Raw genomic sequence first — 15567 nt, forward strand, 5'->3', positions numbered from 1 at the left:
AGCATCAGTCAGATGATCCAAGCTGATCTTACCGTAATCCTGCCAGAGATCGTTCTGGCGCTTTATGCGATGGCAGCCTTGCTGGGCGCGGTCTACACCGGCAAGGACAAGCTGGCCGGGCCGTTGGTTTGGTCGACCGCGGCGCTGCTTGCGGTGCTGGCCTTCTGGATTGCGTCCAGCCCGGCGGGCACCCAGACCGCCTTTGGCGGTATGTTCATCAACGACGGCTTTGCCCGCTTTGCCAAGGTGGCGCTGCTGCTGGGCGCGGCTGCGGTGCTGCTGATCGGGCAGGAATACATGGCCCGCCGCGGCATTCTGCGGTTCGAATATCCGGTGCTGGTGGCGCTCTCTGCCGTCGGCATGATGATGATGGTCTCTGCGGGCGATCTGATGTCGCTGTATATGGGGCTGGAGCTGCAGTCGCTGGCGCTGTACGTGGTCGCCGCGATGCGCCGCGACAGCGTGAAATCCACCGAGGCCGGTCTTAAATATTTCGTGCTGGGCGCCCTGTCCTCCGGTCTGCTTCTGTACGGTGCCTCGCTGGTCTACGGCTTTGCAGGCACCACCAAATTCGCGGGCATCATCCAGGTGGCAGAGCAGGGCCATATGTCGATGGGCATGCTGTTCGGACTGGTCTTCATGATCTCGGGCCTCGCGTTCAAGGTCTCCGCCGTGCCGTTCCACATGTGGACGCCGGACGTCTACGAAGGCTCGCCCACGCCGGTGACTGCGTTCTTTGCCACCGCGCCCAAGGTCGCGGCGATGGGCCTGTTTGCCCGCGTTCTGCATGATGCCTTCGGTGGCGCCATTGCCGATTGGCAGCAGGTGATCGTGGTGCTGTCGGTGCTGTCGATGTTCCTCGGCGCTGTCGCGGCCATCGGCCAGCGTGACATCAAGCGGCTGATGGCGTTCTCGTCGATCGCCCACATGGGCTATGCGATGATCGGACTGGCCGCCGGCACCGAGGCTGGCGTCTCGGCGATGCTGGTCTATCTCGCGATCTACGTCACCATGAACATCGGCACGTTTTCCTTCATCCTGATGCTGGAGAAGGACGGCAAGCCGGTCACCGATATTCTGGCCCTGAACCAGTTCGCCGCGCGCGAGCCGGGCAAGGCGCTGGCGGTACTGGTGCTGATGTTCTCGCTGGCGGGCGTGCCGCCGATGCTGGGCTTCTTTGCCAAGCTGGGCGTGTGGAAGGCCGGCGTGGATGCCGGGCTGATGGGGCTGGTGATAGCCTCTGCCGTGGCCTCGGTGATCGGTGCCTTCTATTACCTGCGGATCGTGTTCTACATGTACTTCGGCACCGGCGAGGGCGAGGTGGAGGCCAAGGGCTCTCCGGTTCTGGCAGTGGCGTTGATGGCGTCGGCCGGGCTGATGCTGGTGGGGGTGGTCTACCAGTTCGGCATCGACGGCGCGGCGGCTGCGGCTGCGGCGACCCTTGTAAACTGATCGGCTTTTCATCAGGCTGAATGGGCCCGGTCGCTTGACCGGGCCTTTCGCACTTTCTAAGGAACGCGCATGAGCTGGCCAGCAGGATACGGAAAACGGGTGCTGCCCGAGGTCGACAGCACCCTGGACGAGGCCGCCCGCATCGCGGGCGATCTGGCCGGACCAGAGTGGATTCTGGCGCTGCGCCAGACCAAGGGCCGTGGCCGTCGCGGCCGGGACTGGAAAGACCCCAAGGGCAATTTTGCCGCCACCCTGGTGATGCGCCCCGAGGGGGCGCCGGATCAGGCGGCGCTGCGCAGCTTTGTCGCCGCGCTGGCCGTCTATGACGCCTGCGTCGCAGTGACGGGGCGCGGCGAGGGTCTGTCGCTGAAATGGCCCAATGACGTGCTGCTGAAGGGCGGCAAGCTGGCGGGCATCCTGCTGGAGAGCTCCGGCAACGGCAAGGGCGTCAACCACCTGTTTGTCGGCATCGGCGTCAACCTGGTGGAAACCCCGATGAAGGAATGGCTGGAGCCGGGTGCGGTCTGGCCAGTGTCGCTGTTGTCGGAAACCGGTGTGCAGGTCACGCCCGAGGATTTCCTCGAGGCGCTGGCGGAGTCTTTTGCCCGCCATGAGCGGACGTTTACCACCTACGGTTTCGAGCCGATCCGCACCGAGTGGCTGTCCCGTGCCGCTAAGCTGGGCGAGGTGATCACCGCCCGCACGGTCAATTCGGAAACCGAAGGCACATTTGAGACGGTGGACGCGGGCGGCAACCTTGTCCTAAACACCGCCAAGGGCCGCGTCAGCATCCCGGCGGCGGATATCTTTTTCTAGGAAGGGGCAGCGATGCTTCTGGCAGTTGACTGCGGCAACACCAACACGGTTTTCTCAATCTATGATGGCGAAAACTTCATCGCCATGTGGCGGACCGCGACCGACTGGAAACGCACGGCGGATCAATATTACGTCTGGCTCAACACGCTGATGCGGCTACAGGGGATCGAGGCGGACATCACTGATATGATCGTCTCTTCCACGGTGCCGCGGGTGGTGTTCAACCTGCGGGTTCTGGCGGATCGCTACTTCAACACGCGGCCCCTGGTGGTCGGCAAGCCGGAATGCCTGCTGCCGGTCGCCGTCCGGGTGGACGCGGGCACCCAGGTCGGCCCGGACCGGCTGGTCAATACGGTGTCCGGCTTCGACCAGCACGGCGGCAATCTGATCGTGGTCGATTTCGGCACGGCAACCACCTTCGACGTGGTGGCCGTGGACGGCGCCTATATCGGCGGGGTGATCGCGCCCGGCGTGAATCTCAGCCTGGAAGCGCTGCACCAGGCCGCCGCTGCACTGCCGCATGTGGACATTACCAAGCCGCAGCGTGTAGTTGGCACTAACACCGTCGCCTGTATGCAATCCGGCGTGTTCTGGGGCTATGTCGGCCTCGTGCGCGAGATCTGCACCCGCATCAAGGCGGAACGCGGCGTGGCGATGAAAGTTATCTCTACAGGCGGGCTGGCGCCTTTGTTCCAGCAGACAGCGGATCTGTTTGATGCGTTTGAGGAGGACCTCACGATGCATGGGCTTCAGATCATACACAAGTATAACAAGGAAAACGGAACTGACGCATGAGCAGTGAACGATTGATATACCTGCCCCTCGGTGGGGCCGGCGAAATTGGCATGAATGCCTATGTCTACGGCTACGGGCCACAGGATAAAGAACGGCTGATCCTGGTGGATCTGGGCGTGACCTTCCCCGACATGGACTCAACGCCGGGCGTGGATCTCATCATGCCCGACATGACATGGCTCAAGGACCGCGTGGACCGGTTGGAGGGGATCTTCATCACCCACGGCCACGAGGACCACATCGGCGCCATCGCGCATATGTACGCCAGCCTGAGCGTGCCGATCTACGCCCGCGCCTTCACCGCCAACCTCGCACGGCGCAAGATGGAAGAGGCGGGCCACGATCCGGCCAATGTGATTACGGTCGAAGCCTGGCCCGAAGTGACCAAGCTCGGCCCCTTCACCGTGGGCGTGGCGCCGATGAGCCACTCGATCCCCGAAAGCGGTGGGTTGGTGATCGACAGCCCGGCGGGCCGGGTGGTGCATACCGGTGACTTCAAACTGGACCCGAACCCGCTGGTCGGCGAAGCCTTCGACCCGGAGATGTGGGCAGAGATTGCGAAAGACGGCATTCAGGCCCTGGTCTGTGATTCGACCAACGTGTTCTCGCAGCATCCGGGGCGTTCCGAATCGGAACTGCCCGAGGGTATTACCGACCTATTCGCCAACGCCAAGGGCCTGGTGGCGGCGACCACCTTTGCGTCCAACGTGGCACGGGTGAAAACCCTGGCCATCGCGGCGGAGAAGGCGGGGCGGTCCATTGTCCTGCTGGGCCGCGCTATGCGCCGCATGATCGAGGCGGCAGTGGAAACCGGAGTGCTGACGGATTTCCCCAAGACCATCAGCCCGGAGGACGCAGGCAATGTGCCGCGCGAAAACCTGATGCTGATCACCACCGGCAGCCAGGGCGAACGCCGTGCCGCCACAGCGCAGCTGGCGCGCGGCAAGTACCGCGGGCTGGAACTGAAGGAGGGCGATCTGTTCCTGTTCTCCTCCAAGACCATTCCGGGCAACGAAAAGGGTGTGATCGGCATCATCAACCAGTTCTCCGAAAAAGGCGTGGATGTGGTCGACGACAGCTCGGGTCTTTACCACGTATCCGGCCATGCCAACGGCCCGGACCTGGAGACGCTGCACGATCTGTTGAAGCCGAAAATGCTGGTGCCCATGCACGGTGAACACCGCCATCTGCGCCAGCACGCGCGCCTGGGTGAGGCCAAGGGCATTCCCAGCGCGGTAGTGGTCAACGGCATGATGATGGATCTGACAGGCGACGCGCCCAAGGTTACAGGCTATGTCGACACGGGGCGCACCTATCTGGATGGCTCGGTCAAATACGGCGCGCTGGACGGCATCGTCCGCGACCGTATTCGCATGGCGCTGAATGGCCATGTGGTGGTGACGGTGATCCTGGACGAGGAAGACGAACCGCTCGGCGAACCTTGGTGCGACGTCAAGGGGCTGGCGGAAACCGGCACCTCCAACGCGGCACTGGTCGAGGTGATGGAAGAGGATCTGAACCAGTTCCTGATGCGGGCCGGCGCCAAGACCCTGCGCAACGAGGAAAAGCTGGAGCAGGAACTGCGCCGCATCGCCCGCCAGAGCGCCCAGGCAGAAATTGGCAAAAAGCCGGAAGTGACCGTGGTCGTCAGCCGCATGCGCTGACACCGTCTGCCAAGCGGGGCAGGGCGGTTCTCCCGCCCGGCCCAAGCTGCATCACAGATGCATCAGGCCCGGTTGGGCCCGGCGCCGCGGCCCCTGCCGGGACCGCGGCGCGGTTGCGTTCAGCGCCACCGTCAGGGACCAAGGGGGCAGGCCTGCGCGCCCACGAAAAACGCCGCGGCCCAGTCGGGCACGCGGCGTTAAAAATCTGGGCCTGTACAGGGCCGCGGTGCAGGCCGGTCAGCCGTGCAGCGGACGGGCACAGCTGGGGCAGGAGACCACCTTGCGGGGGGCGCTGAACAGGCCGCGGAACACGGCGCGCAGCATGGTTGCGAAGGCTTCGGCGCGCAACTCATGGGCGCGGGCTTCGATGGCCTGGTATTGGGCAAGGGTCAGTGTCGGTTTGGTGTTTTCGGTCGGGGTCATGGTGTGGCCTGTCATCAGTGGCGCGTATGTTATTGACGAAGCTATACGCCGCTGTCGGCGCATTTACGCCAGCCAAGATCGAAGACCCGTTATGCTGCAAGTGCAAAGCTGTCTATGCCGCAGGTGCATGGGCGCGGAGCGGTCTGCTCTGGGGGGAAACAGAAAGGGCCGCTCCCGGAAGAAGCGGCCCGCAATAATCTGTCAGGTCAGCTGTCGCCAGAGTCAGCTGGCGCGGCGCTCCTCAAAGCTGAGCGCAATGAAGCTGGGCATGTGATCGCCCATGCCGACAACGGTCTTGTCATCGCGGCGGTCATTCTTGCCGCGTCCAGAGGACCGACCGGACTTCTGGCCGCCCTTGGTGTCGCGCGTGTCCTTGCCGGGTTGCGCGGCCGGCTTGGTCTCTGCCTTGGCGGCGGGCCTGTCAGCGCGCTTGGTTTCGGCTTTGGCCTCAACCTTTGCTTCGCTTTTCGGCTCAGCCTTGGGTTCGACCTCGGCCTGGGCTTCGGGCTTGGCTGCGCGCGCGGGCTTCTCGCTGCGCGGTTTGCGCGGCTCGGATTGCACCGGGTTTTCGAGCCGGGTGATTTCCTTCTGGATCAGGCTTTCGATCGCATCCAGCGCCTTTTCGTCGCGGGTGGAACAGATGGTGATCGCCTTCCCCTCGCGCCCGGCACGGCCGGTTCGGCCGATGCGGTGGACGTAGTCCTCGGCATGGCCGGGAACATCAAAGTTGAACACGTGGCTTACGCTGGGCACATCCAGGCCACGCGCCGCAACATCGGAGGCTACCAGAATGCGCAGAGCGCCTTCGCGGAAGCCGTCCAGCGTCTTGGTGCGCTGGCTCTGGTCCAGATCGCCATGGATCGCCGCCGCATCATAGCCGTATTTCTTGAGCGATTTCGCGCAGGTGTCAACATCGGTCTTGCGGTTGCAGAAGATGATGCCATTGGTAAGCTTCTCGCCCTCGGCATCAATCAACGCCCGCAGCACCTTGCGTTTCTCGCTGCCCTCACGGTCGCGGCGTGAGGGTTTGAACAGCACCACACCCTGTTCGATGGTCTCGGAGGCAGAGGCCTGTCGCGCAACTTCGATGCGGGCCGGGCCCGACAGGAAGGTGTTGGTGATGCGTTCGATCTCCGGCGCCATGGTGGCGGAGAAAAACAGCGTCTGGCGGGTGAAGGGCGTCAGCGAGAAAATGCGTTCGATGTCGGGGATGAACCCCATGTCGAGCATCCGGTCGGCCTCATCCACTACCATGATCTGCACGCCGGTCAGCAACAGCTTGCCACGTTCGAAATGGTCCAGCAGGCGGCCGGGGGTGGCGATCAGCACGTCGACGCCCTTGTCGATCAAGGCGTCCTGTTCCTTGAAGGAAACACCGCCGATCAGCAGGGCCTTTGTCAGCTTCACATGCTTGGCATAGGTGTCGAAATTCTCCGCGACCTGCGCCGCCAGTTCCCGCGTCGGGCACAGCACCAGGCTGCGCGGCATCCGCGCCCGGGCGCGGCCACGGGCCAACAGCGTAATCATCGGCAGGGTGAAGGACGCGGTCTTGCCGGTGCCGGTCTGGGCTATGCCCAGAACATCGCGACCTTCGAGGGCCGGGGGAATCGCCCCGGCCTGAATGGGTGTTGGGCTTTCGTAACCAGCTTCCTCAATAGCCTTGAGGACCTTGGTGTTCAGGTTCAGATCGGTAAATTTTGTCATCTGTATCCGTCATTGCGGACACTGACCTGGCCCGCGCGTGTGTGTTGCAGCCGGCTCCGCAAAGGTCATGCGGGATAGCAGCTTCCGGCTCGACGGGGGGAATAGCAAAATACCGGGTGATCGTCAATTAATGCCGGGTTTTGTCGCCCTTTTGCCGTGAAGCGCGCCGAAAAGGAGACATGTCAGGCACCGTCGGCAAAGTGCTTTTTCCGCGTCTCGTCCAAGCCCAGTTGGCGAATCCGCAGTAATCCCGCGGACTCCAGGCGCGCGCGCAGGGTCGGGCTGTCGGCGCAGACCGCGTCAAAGAAGTCCCGCAACCCAGCCTCTCCCTGCGCTTCCTCCAGCCCGTTTAGCAGCTCATGGACGGTGATTCCCCCCGCGTGCCGCGGCCGGGCGGGTTTCAACTCGGCCCGGTAGGAGCCGCGCTGAAGCCGGTAACGATAGTGCGACAGCCAGCTGTCCCAGGTGCGGGCGTGGCGATGGCACAGGTCCATCTGCGCCAGCTCGACCTGGCCGGGATTGGTGGCGCCGTCCGCGAACGCGTTGTGAATGCGCAGCTCCAGCCCGGTCTGACCGCTGCGCACGAACAGCTTGCCCTGGGTATGGCTGAGAAACCCGCCGCGCAGGTCCCCCCCTAGAAGGCCGTAGACCTTAGCGGCGGCGGCGGTGTCGGCGAGCGCCTTGAAGGCGCTGCCATCGCCGCCCGCCAGCGCCTCGATCGGGCGCACCCGCGCGCAGAGCGCGTCGCTAGGCAATTCTGCCAGTGTTGTCGCCACGGGCTCAGCTGACCACAGGAATTCATCCACATCACAATGCAACAGCCAGTCGACGTCCCCCGCCGCCTGACGGTGATAGGCGCGGGTGGCGTTGGCGCTCTGGCGGACCTGATGCTTGGCCGGGCGGCGGCCCTGTTTGCGCCAATAGGCGTCATCGCAGGTGATGACCCGGATCTTGGGATGCGCCTTCAGCTGCGCAAAGGCCCGCGGGCAGGGCGCGTCCAGATACAGGTACAACCGGTGTGCCCCGGCCTCCAGATGATGGGCGGCAAAGCGCAGGATGTCGTCGGCGTCGGCCTTGATGGTGCTGACGATGCCCCATTTTACCTGCTGCTGCGTCATGGTTTGCTCCCTGCCTGCGGGCTGCACCGCAGGTCCGGCCAGCATCCGTCGGGCCTGCTGCAAGCGCAAGGGGCGAAAAAGAAAACGCCCGGAAAACCGGGCGCCTCTTCAGATCATCATTTCCTTGGTCGCGGTCAGCGTCAGGTCGGGGTAATCCCGCTCGACCCGGTCGATGTCCCATTGCAGCCGTGTCAGATAGACGATGTCTCCATCGTGATCATGGGCGATGTGCTGCTTGTTGGTGTTGACGAAACGGTCCACCGCCGTGCGCTCGCCGTTGACCCAGCGGGCCGAAGTGAACTGGCTCGCCTCAAACCGGACCGGCAGGCCGTATTCCATCTCGATCCGGCTGGCGAGCACTTCGAATTGCAGCTGGCCGACAACCCCAACGATAAAGCCCGAACCGATCGAGGGTTTGAACACCTTGGCCGCGCCTTCTTCGGCGAACTGCATCAGCGCCTTTTCAAGGTGCTTGGCCTTCATCGGATCGCCCGCGCGCACGCCCTGCAACAGTTCGGGGGCAAAGGAGGGGATGCCGGTGACCTTCAGCGCCTCACCCTCTGTCAGCGTATCACCGATGCGGAGCTGGCCGTGGTTGGGGATGCCGATGATGTCACCCGCCCAGGCTTCCTCTGCCAGTTCGCGGTCCGAGGCCAGAAACAGCACCGGGTTGGAGATCGCCATCGGTTTCTTGCTGCGCACATGGGTCAGCTTCATGCCGCGCTTGAAATGGCCACTTGCCATCCGCACAAAGGCCACCCGGTCGCGGTGCTTGGGGTCCATGTTGGCCTGCACCTTGAAGACAAAACCGGCGACTTTCTTCTCCTCCGGGGACATCTGCCGCGGCTCGGCCGATTGCGGCTGCGGCTCTGGGCCATAGGCACCGATGCCATCCATCAGCTCCTTCACGCCAAAGGAATTGATCGCCGAGCCGAACCAGATCGGCGTCATGTGGCCTTCCAGCACCGACTGCGGGTCCAGCGTGGGCAGCAGCTCGCGTGCCATCTCGACCTCTTCCAGCAGCTTGTCCAGCAGATGCGCAGGCACGTGTTCCGCCAGCTTCGGGTCATTCAACCCGTTGATCTCAATGCTTTCCGCAACCTTGTTGCGGTCGGCGCGGTCCATCAGCTCCAGCCGGTCGCGCAGCATGTCATAACAGCCGATGAAATCGCGCCCCACGCCGATGGGCCAGCTGGCCGGGGTCACGTCGATCGCCAGGTTCTCCTGGATTTCGTCGATGATCTCAAAGGTGTCGCGGCTCTCGCGGTCCATCTTGTTACAGAAGGTCAGGATCGGCAGGTCGCGCAGGCGGCAGACCTCGAACAGTTTCCGGGTCTGGCTTTCCACACCCTTGGCGCCGTCAATCACCATCACCGCCGCATCCACCGCCGTCAGGGTGCGATAGGTGTCCTCGGAAAAGTCCGAGTGGCCGGGCGTATCCACCAGGTTGAAGCGGAAGCCGCTGAAGTCAAACGACATTGCCGAGGCCGAGACCGAGATCCCGCGGTCCTTTTCCATCTGCATGAAGTCCGACCGCGTGCGCCGCGCCTCACCCTTGGCGCGCACCTGCCCGGCCATTTGAATCGCGCCACCATAGAGGAGGAACTTTTCAGTCAGCGTGGTCTTGCCGGCATCGGGGTGCGAGATGATCGCAAAGGTCCGGCGACGGGCAATTTCGGGCGGCAATTCGGGGCGGTTTGTGACGGAATCCTGCATGAGCGCGCGTATAGCAGGAATGCGGCAAGAGGCAAGAAAAACGGCGCGGGCGGGCGCCTGCTGCGCAGTGACCGGCTGCTGCCGATATTTCTCATGTCGGCTGCGAAACGCGCTACCATGAAAGTCCGCGCCCGCAGCGCAAGGACCCGCTCGCAGAGGCGGCAGCCGCTGCTGCTCCGCTGGAAAGCGGCGCCAACCACACAAGGGGCAAGACACCAACCGGCCATATCCAAAGGGAGATACTAATGAAAATTGCCATGCTGTCCCGCAATCCCGAGCTTTACTCGCATAAGCGGATGAAGGAAGCCGCCGAAGAGCGCGGCCATGAGTTGCACATCATCAACACCCTGCGCTGCTACATGAACATCGCCTCGCGGCGGCCGGAGATCTATTACAACGGCGAAAAACTGACAGGTTTTGATGCGGTGATCCCGCGGATCGGCGCCTCGATCACCTTTTACGGCATGGCAGTGCTGCGCCAGTTCGAGATGATGGGAGTGTTTCCGCTGAACGAGAGCGTCGCCATCGGCCGCTCCCGCGACAAGCTGCGCTCGATGCAACTGCTGGCGCGCGACGGTATCGGCCTGCCGGTCACCACCTTCGCCCATGATCCCAAGCAGACCGAGGAAGTGCTGGATCTGGCCGGCGGCGCGCCCATCGTGATCAAGTTGCTGGAGGGCACTCAGGGCATCGGCGTGGTGCTGGCCGATACCAACCGGTCGGCCAAATCGGTGGTCGAGGCTTTCCGCGGCGCCGGTGTCAATATCTTGCTTCAGGAATTCATCAAGGAGGCCGGCGGCACCGACATCCGCGCCATCGTGGTCGGCGGCCGGGTGATCGCGGCGATGAAACGCACCGGGGCAGGGGGGGAATTCCGGTCCAACCTGCACCGCGGCGGCTCTGCTGCGCTGGTAAAGCTCTCGCCCGAAGAACGCTCCACCGCCGCCCGCGCTGCCAAATCCATGGGGTTGAATGTCTGTGGCGTCGACATGCTGCGGGCCAATCACGGCCCGGTGGTGATGGAAGTCAACTCCTCTCCCGGCCTCGAAGGCGTGGAGAAGGCAACCGGTCTCGATATCGCCGGCAAGATCATCGAATACATCGAAAAACACGCCAAACCCGGTGCGACCAAGACAAAGGGCAAAGGGTAGGTCGTCGGCCGGTCCGTGGCCTGCGCCTGCGGTCGGCAGGCCGCCTACCGCAGGGACGCCCGCTTCAGCAGCCCCACCGCATCGGGGCGGTTCAACAGCGAGCGGCCCACTTCCAGCCCATGGGCGCTGCGCGTGTGGGCAAGGGGCAGGGCGGCGTGCGCGTCTTCCGTAGGGCTGCTCCAGAACGTGTCCGGCAGGGCGGGGCGGGTCACCGGGTCCAGGAACGTGCTTTCGGCCGCGATGCCCTCGGCATAGATAATGTGGTGGCTGTCGAACAGGATCTGCACGTAATCGACAAAGCCGCCGTCCAGCACCACCACGCTGTCGCCGTTCACTAGGTCGCGAGCGCGCACCAGGATTTCGGGCGCACCGGCGCCGATCTCGTCGCGCCGCTGATAGACCATGAGCCGGTGGTTGGGGCTGACAACCAGATCGCGGGCATTGTTCAGCGCGTCATGGCGGATCAGGATCGGGGCCAGATTGCCCACCGCACGCAGGGTCGACTGCCCGACCCAGCGCACCTGCTGCACACCGGCATCGCGCGTCAGCACCCGGTCGCCGGGGCGCAGATCCTCGATCCGGCATTGCGCCCCTGTCGCCAGGGTGATGCGGGTGCCCCGGACAAAAGACACGCAGGCCGACTGCGCCAGCTTGCGCCGCGCGGGCGCGCGCTCGGCGCTGACCAGCGTGTAGGTCACCTGCGGCCGCAAAGGGGCCAGCGGCAGCAGAAAGATCTCCGCCACATAGCCCTCGGAGTCGGCCTCGACCATGACCAGAACCTCGGTATTGGCACCGCTGTCGGGCATCATCGTCAGCACCCCGTCCAGATGCAGCGCGGCGCCGGGAGAGCCCAGTTCGGTATCCTCGTCCACCGTCAGGGTGCCGTCGTGATGCGCGGTGATACCCAGCCGCTGCGGTCGGGCAGATTGCGCCAGCATGTACACGTCATCCAGCACCACCTCGTCCAGCAGCCCAAGAGGGTCGCCCATTGACGCGCCATATTCGGCGCGGAATTCGGTGGCCGGGTAGGCCGGAAGGGAGGCGTGGCTGGCAGTCAAACTGGGGTCCATCGTCAATTCCGGGTCTGTCACTATGATGTCTTCTGCGCGGCGGCGCTCCAAGAGGTATGGCACCGAAAAATGGCCAAAAAACGGTGCCGCGGCGCAGATTTCCCGGCGCAGGACGCATGTGCGGCCATGGCGGGGCAGGGCTGGTCATTGCCCGCCCATCGGTGCAATCTGCGCCGTGAACGGAATTGAGAATCCCAAGGGAGAATGACGATGGATCTGGGTATTGCGGGCAAACGCGCGCTGGTGTGCGCCAGCAGCAAGGGGCTGGGCCTGGGCTGTGCCGAGGCGCTGGCAGAGGCGGGTGTGAACCTGGTGATGAACGCCCGCGGCGCCGACGCGCTCGAGGCCTCGGCGCAGGCGATCCGCGATCAGTACGGCGTCGAGGTGGTTACCGTGGCCGCCGATGTAACCACCGAAGACGGCCAGAAAAAGGTGCTGGAGGCCGCCGACGGCGTCGACATTCTGGTGACCAACGCGGGCGGCCCGCCGCCGGGCATGTGGACTGACTGGGAGCGCGAGGATTTCATCAAGGCACTGGACGCCAACATGCTGTCGCCGATTGCCCTGATCAAGGCGCTGGTGCCGGGCATGATGGACCGCGGCTGGGGCCGGGTGGTCAACATCACGTCTGTATCGGTCAAGTCTCCGATCCCGGTGCTGGGCCTGTCGAACGCGGCGCGGGCCGGTCTTACCGGCTATGTCGCGGGTACCGCGCGGCAGGTGGCCGGCAAGGGCGTCATCATGAACAACCTGCAGCCGGGCATCCACGCCACCGACCGCGCCGTGTCGCTGGATGAGGGCGCGGCCAAGGCGCAAGGCATCTCTGTCGAAGAAGCCAAGGAGCAGCGTTGCGCCACCATTCCGGCAGGTCGCTACGGCACCCGCCAGGAATTCGGTGCGACCTGCGCCTTCCTCTGCTCGCAGAACGCGGGCTTCATGGTCGGTCAGAACATCCTGCTGGATGGCGGCGCCACCAACACCACCATGTAAGGAGCCGCGCATGGCCAGCGGGTTTTCCCTGAAAGACCAGCTGTTCAACCGCGACAAGGTCCGCTATCTGGCGGACCTTTTTTCTGCGGCTGACACTGGATTTGACGCTGCCGCCTTCGAGGCGCAGGTGATGGCGGATCTGCCCGCGCTGGAGCTGAAGCAGCGCATCACGCTGATCGCCGACGTGCTGGCAGACCATCTGCCCGCGAGCCTCCCCGAGGCCGCCCCGGTTTTGCTGCGCGCGCTGCCGCCGCCGCTGGACCCGGCGCTGAGCGATGACGACTTTGGCGATTTCATATTTGCCCCCTTGGGCGAATATGTCGCCCGCCGCGGGCTGGCGGAGCACCGCGATCTGTCGCTGGACCTGCTGGAGGAGATCACCCATCGGTTCTCGATGGAATGGGCCATCCGCCCCTTTCTGAACCGCTGGCCCGATCAGGTGCTGGCGCGGATGGAGCGCTGGGCCGGGCATCCCAGCTATCACGTGCGCCGCCTGGTCAGCGAGGGCACCCGGCCACGGCTGCCCTGGGGGCAGGCGGTAGGGCTGGAGCTGACCGCGCCGCTGCCGCTGCTGGACCGGCTGCACGGGGATCGCACCCGCTATGTCACGCGCTCCGTTGCCAACCACCTCAACGACATCGCCAAGAAGGATCCGGATCTGGTGATGGACAAGTTGGCCCGCTGGCAGGTTACCGGGGAGCAGGACAGTAAGGAGCTGGCCTGGATCACGGCCCACGCCCTGCGCGGACTGGTCAAGGCCGGGCACCCGCGCGCCATGAAGATGCTGGGTTATGACCCGGATCTGGAGCTGCGGGCCCAGATCGACCTGCAGACGCAGACCGTTCGGATCGGAGAGGTGCTGGAGTTGGACTGCACCCTGTCAGCGCCCCCGGGATCCCCGATTCTGGTGGATTACGTGCTGCATTTTCAACGCCCATCGGGAAAGACCTCCGCCAAGGTGTTCAAGCTGAAACAGGCGCGGGTTGACGGCGACAGGTTGAAGATCCGCAAGCGCCACAAGCTGAAGGGCGATGCCACCACCTTCAAACTGGTGCCGGGGCCGCACCGGGTGGAGCTGATGGTCAATGGCCGGGTCCGCGCCGAAGCCGTGTTTGAGCTGCTGCCGCCGTCGTAGCGGCGCGCGCCTGACGCGGCTTCACGATCCTGTGGGAGATCTGGCAGCGGTCCGGCGCTGCTGCTAGGCCGGGCCGGTCACGTCACGGGAACCTGCCATGCAAGCCTTCGCCATCACCGCCCTGTTTGCCGCCGTTGTTGTCCTCAGCCTGTTTTACGCACCGCGCAAGGTGACGGTGGGCGGCTTCTTTGGCGGCCGCGCTGCCAGCGGCCAGGCGCCGGGGCTGTGGACGTTGGTGCTGTCACAGGTCACCACCTGGATTTTCGCCCGCTCCTTGATGAATGCCGCGATCTTGGGGTTCTATTACGGCATCGCAGGCACGCTGGCCTATGCGGCCTATTACGGCTCCTTCCTGACCGGTGGTTTAATCGTCGGCCGGATGCGCGCACAGGGCGCTGCTTCGGTGCAGGGCTGGCTGGCGCAGCGGTTCGGCACCACCGGGACCATGGCCTACAATCTGGTGATCGCGCTGCGGCTTTTGTCCGAGGTCTTTGCCAATCTGCTGGTGGTCGGGCTGATCTTTGGTGCCGCCCTGCCGGGGGTGGCGGGGATCGAGACCCAGGCCATCATTGCGGTCGGCCTGCTGGCGCTGGGCTATTCTGCCTGGGGCGGGCTGTCAGCGGCGCTGCGCACCGACGTGATCCAGATGCTGTTCTTCCTGGCGGTGTTCGGCGCGGCGCTGCTGGCGCTGATCCTGCGGCCGGGCTTTGACATCGCCGCGGTGTTGACCGCTCCGGGGGCGGCGGGGGCGCACAACGGCTGGGTGCTGCTGATGGTGGCGGCGCTACAGGTGTTCTCCTACCCGCTGCATGATCCGGTGATGATGGACCGCGGTTTCCTGGCCGACCCGGTCACCACCCGCAAAAGCTTCCTGCATGCCTTCTGGATCTCGGCCCTGTGTATTCTCGGCTTTGGCTTCTTCGGCATTCAGGCATCGTTGGAAGGGGCCGGTTATGAGGGCCAGCTGCTGGGCACTTGGGCCGGAATGCTGCCGGGCTGGGTGTTTGTGCTGCTGATCCTGTCGCTGCTGGTCTCGGCACTGTCGACGCTGGATTCGGCGCTGAGCAGTGCGGCACGGCTGGTTGTGGAAGAGCTGCGGCTGGCACCGCGCACGTTGGCGGGCGGGCGTCTTGCGATGTTGGTCTTTGCGGTCGCGGGCGGCGCGCTGACGCTGTGGGGGAACCAGACGCTGTTTGACGCGGTGGCGGTCTCTGGCACCGCGTCGATGTTTCTCACACCGGTGCTGGTGGCCACGCTGCTGCGGCGGCGGGTGGCGCTTTGGGCTTATCTGGCCAGCTTTGCGGCGGCGATGGTGGGCGCTGCGGCCTATATGCTGCGCGATCTTCCCGGCGTGGCGGCGCTGCTCTATGACGGGCATAAATACGAACAGCTGCTACAGATCTGCCTGGTGGTGCTGCTGGCGGGCTTTGCCGCCGTGGCCTGCGGCAGCCGCAGGGTTGAAGCAGCGCAGGCAGGCTGATACAGCTGCCGCAAAATCCGACGAAAACCGTCGGGGACCGCAAGAGGCGACAG

13 protein-coding genes are annotated in these 15567 nt (G+C 64.5%); 8 read left to right on the forward strand and 5 right to left on the reverse strand.

Features of this window, described 5'->3' with window-relative positions; translation table 11 throughout:
- The first annotated feature begins 12 nt into the window (after positions 1–12).
- The 4 genes from nuoN (at position 13) to AC0IPL_RS09470 (ending at position 4727) form a co-directional block, all read left to right on the forward strand.
- Positions 13–1452: an NADH-quinone oxidoreductase subunit NuoN gene (nuoN, locus tag AC0IPL_RS09455; protein ID WP_474273917.1), complete on the forward strand. Its 1440-nt coding sequence runs from the start codon at positions 13–15 to the stop codon at positions 1450–1452.
- Between the two features lie 69 nt (positions 1453–1521).
- The gene (locus AC0IPL_RS09460; RefSeq protein ID WP_474273919.1) at positions 1522–2268 is read left to right on the forward strand and encodes a biotin--[acetyl-CoA-carboxylase] ligase; all 747 of its coding nucleotides are present in this window, start codon (positions 1522–1524) and stop codon (positions 2266–2268) included.
- A gap of 12 nt (positions 2269–2280) precedes the next feature.
- Positions 2281–3063 (forward strand): type III pantothenate kinase, encoded by a 783-nt coding sequence (locus AC0IPL_RS09465; RefSeq protein ID WP_474273922.1) that lies wholly within the window; start codon positions 2281–2283, stop codon positions 3061–3063.
- Positions 3060–4727 (forward strand): ribonuclease J, encoded by a 1668-nt coding sequence (locus AC0IPL_RS09470; RefSeq protein ID WP_474273925.1) that lies wholly within the window; start codon positions 3060–3062, stop codon positions 4725–4727. Before AC0IPL_RS09465 ends, AC0IPL_RS09470 begins: the two co-directional genes overlap by 4 nt.
- 237 nt (positions 4728–4964) lie before the next feature.
- Here AC0IPL_RS09470 and AC0IPL_RS09475 read toward each other — a convergent pair whose 3' ends face one another.
- The 4 genes from AC0IPL_RS09475 to AC0IPL_RS09490 form a co-directional block, all read right to left on the reverse strand.
- Entirely contained in the window at positions 4965–5150 is a 186-nt protein-coding gene (locus tag AC0IPL_RS09475) for an RSP_7527 family protein (protein ID WP_474273927.1), read from the reverse strand.
- 222 nt (positions 5151–5372) lie between these two features.
- Entirely contained in the window at positions 5373–6854 is a 1482-nt protein-coding gene (locus AC0IPL_RS09480; RefSeq protein WP_474273929.1) for a DEAD/DEAH box helicase, read from the reverse strand.
- Between the two features lie 182 nt (positions 6855–7036).
- Entirely contained in the window at positions 7037–7972 is a 936-nt protein-coding gene (locus AC0IPL_RS09485) for a glycosyltransferase family 2 protein (RefSeq protein ID WP_474273931.1), read from the reverse strand.
- A gap of 108 nt (positions 7973–8080) precedes the next feature.
- Entirely contained in the window at positions 8081–9688 is a 1608-nt protein-coding gene (locus tag AC0IPL_RS09490; RefSeq protein WP_474273932.1) for a peptide chain release factor 3, read from the reverse strand.
- 245 nt (positions 9689–9933) lie between these two features.
- On the opposite strand from AC0IPL_RS09490, the gene rimK reads away from it, so the two are divergent.
- Positions 9934–10839, forward strand: coding sequence for a 30S ribosomal protein S6--L-glutamate ligase (gene rimK / locus AC0IPL_RS09495; protein WP_474273934.1), 906 nt, complete (start codon positions 9934–9936; stop codon positions 10837–10839).
- 44 nt (positions 10840–10883) lie between these two features.
- On the opposite strand, the gene AC0IPL_RS09500 is transcribed toward rimK, so the two are convergent.
- Positions 10884–11909 (reverse strand): Hint domain-containing protein, encoded by a 1026-nt coding sequence (locus AC0IPL_RS09500; protein ID WP_474274255.1) that lies wholly within the window; start codon positions 11907–11909, stop codon positions 10884–10886.
- Positions 11910–12119: 210 nt separating this feature from the next.
- On the opposite strand from AC0IPL_RS09500, the gene AC0IPL_RS09505 reads away from it, so the two are divergent.
- The 3 genes from AC0IPL_RS09505 (at position 12120) to AC0IPL_RS09515 (ending at position 15514) form a co-directional block, all read left to right on the forward strand.
- Positions 12120–12899, forward strand: coding sequence for an SDR family oxidoreductase (locus tag AC0IPL_RS09505; RefSeq protein ID WP_474273935.1), 780 nt, complete (start codon positions 12120–12122; stop codon positions 12897–12899).
- Positions 12900–12909: 10 nt separating this feature from the next.
- A complete protein-coding gene (locus AC0IPL_RS09510) occupies positions 12910–14034 on the forward strand; it encodes a hypothetical protein (RefSeq protein ID WP_474273937.1) in 1125 nt (374 codons plus the stop codon).
- 97 nt (positions 14035–14131) lie between these two features.
- Positions 14132–15514, forward strand: a complete 1383-nt coding sequence (locus AC0IPL_RS09515; protein WP_474273938.1) for an SLC5/6 family protein — start codon at positions 14132–14134, stop codon at positions 15512–15514.
- The last annotated feature ends 53 nt before the right edge of the window (positions 15515–15567 follow it).

Source organism: Leisingera sp. SA32 (genome assembly GCF_056033425.1).

What these genes read in the sequence shown, in the direction of transcription:
- nuoN (WP_474273917.1), top strand. Translation starts at nt 13, where the DNA reads ATGATCCAAGCTGATCTTACCGTAATCCTGCCAGAGATCGTTCTGGCG.
- AC0IPL_RS09460 (WP_474273919.1), top strand. Translation starts at nt 1,522, where the DNA reads ATGAGCTGGCCAGCAGGATACGGAAAACGGGTGCTGCCCGAGGTCGAC.
- AC0IPL_RS09465 (WP_474273922.1), top strand. Translation starts at nt 2,281, where the DNA reads ATGCTTCTGGCAGTTGACTGCGGCAACACCAACACGGTTTTCTCAATC.
- AC0IPL_RS09470 (WP_474273925.1), top strand. Translation starts at nt 3,060, where the DNA reads ATGAGCAGTGAACGATTGATATACCTGCCCCTCGGTGGGGCCGGCGAA.
- AC0IPL_RS09475 (WP_474273927.1), bottom strand. Translation starts at nt 5,150, where the DNA reads ATGACCCCGACCGAAAACACCAAACCGACACTGACCCTTGCCCAATAC.
- AC0IPL_RS09480 (WP_474273929.1), bottom strand. Translation starts at nt 6,854, where the DNA reads ATGACAAAATTTACCGATCTGAACCTGAACACCAAGGTCCTCAAGGCT.
- AC0IPL_RS09485 (WP_474273931.1), bottom strand. Translation starts at nt 7,972, where the DNA reads ATGACGCAGCAGCAGGTAAAATGGGGCATCGTCAGCACCATCAAGGCC.
- AC0IPL_RS09490 (WP_474273932.1), bottom strand. Translation starts at nt 9,688, where the DNA reads ATGCAGGATTCCGTCACAAACCGCCCCGAATTGCCGCCCGAAATTGCC.
- rimK (WP_474273934.1), top strand. Translation starts at nt 9,934, where the DNA reads ATGAAAATTGCCATGCTGTCCCGCAATCCCGAGCTTTACTCGCATAAG.
- AC0IPL_RS09500 (WP_474274255.1), bottom strand. Translation starts at nt 11,909, where the DNA reads ATGGACCCCAGTTTGACTGCCAGCCACGCCTCCCTTCCGGCCTACCCG.
- AC0IPL_RS09505 (WP_474273935.1), top strand. Translation starts at nt 12,120, where the DNA reads ATGGATCTGGGTATTGCGGGCAAACGCGCGCTGGTGTGCGCCAGCAGC.
- AC0IPL_RS09510 (WP_474273937.1), top strand. Translation starts at nt 12,910, where the DNA reads ATGGCCAGCGGGTTTTCCCTGAAAGACCAGCTGTTCAACCGCGACAAG.
- AC0IPL_RS09515 (WP_474273938.1), top strand. Translation starts at nt 14,132, where the DNA reads ATGCAAGCCTTCGCCATCACCGCCCTGTTTGCCGCCGTTGTTGTCCTC.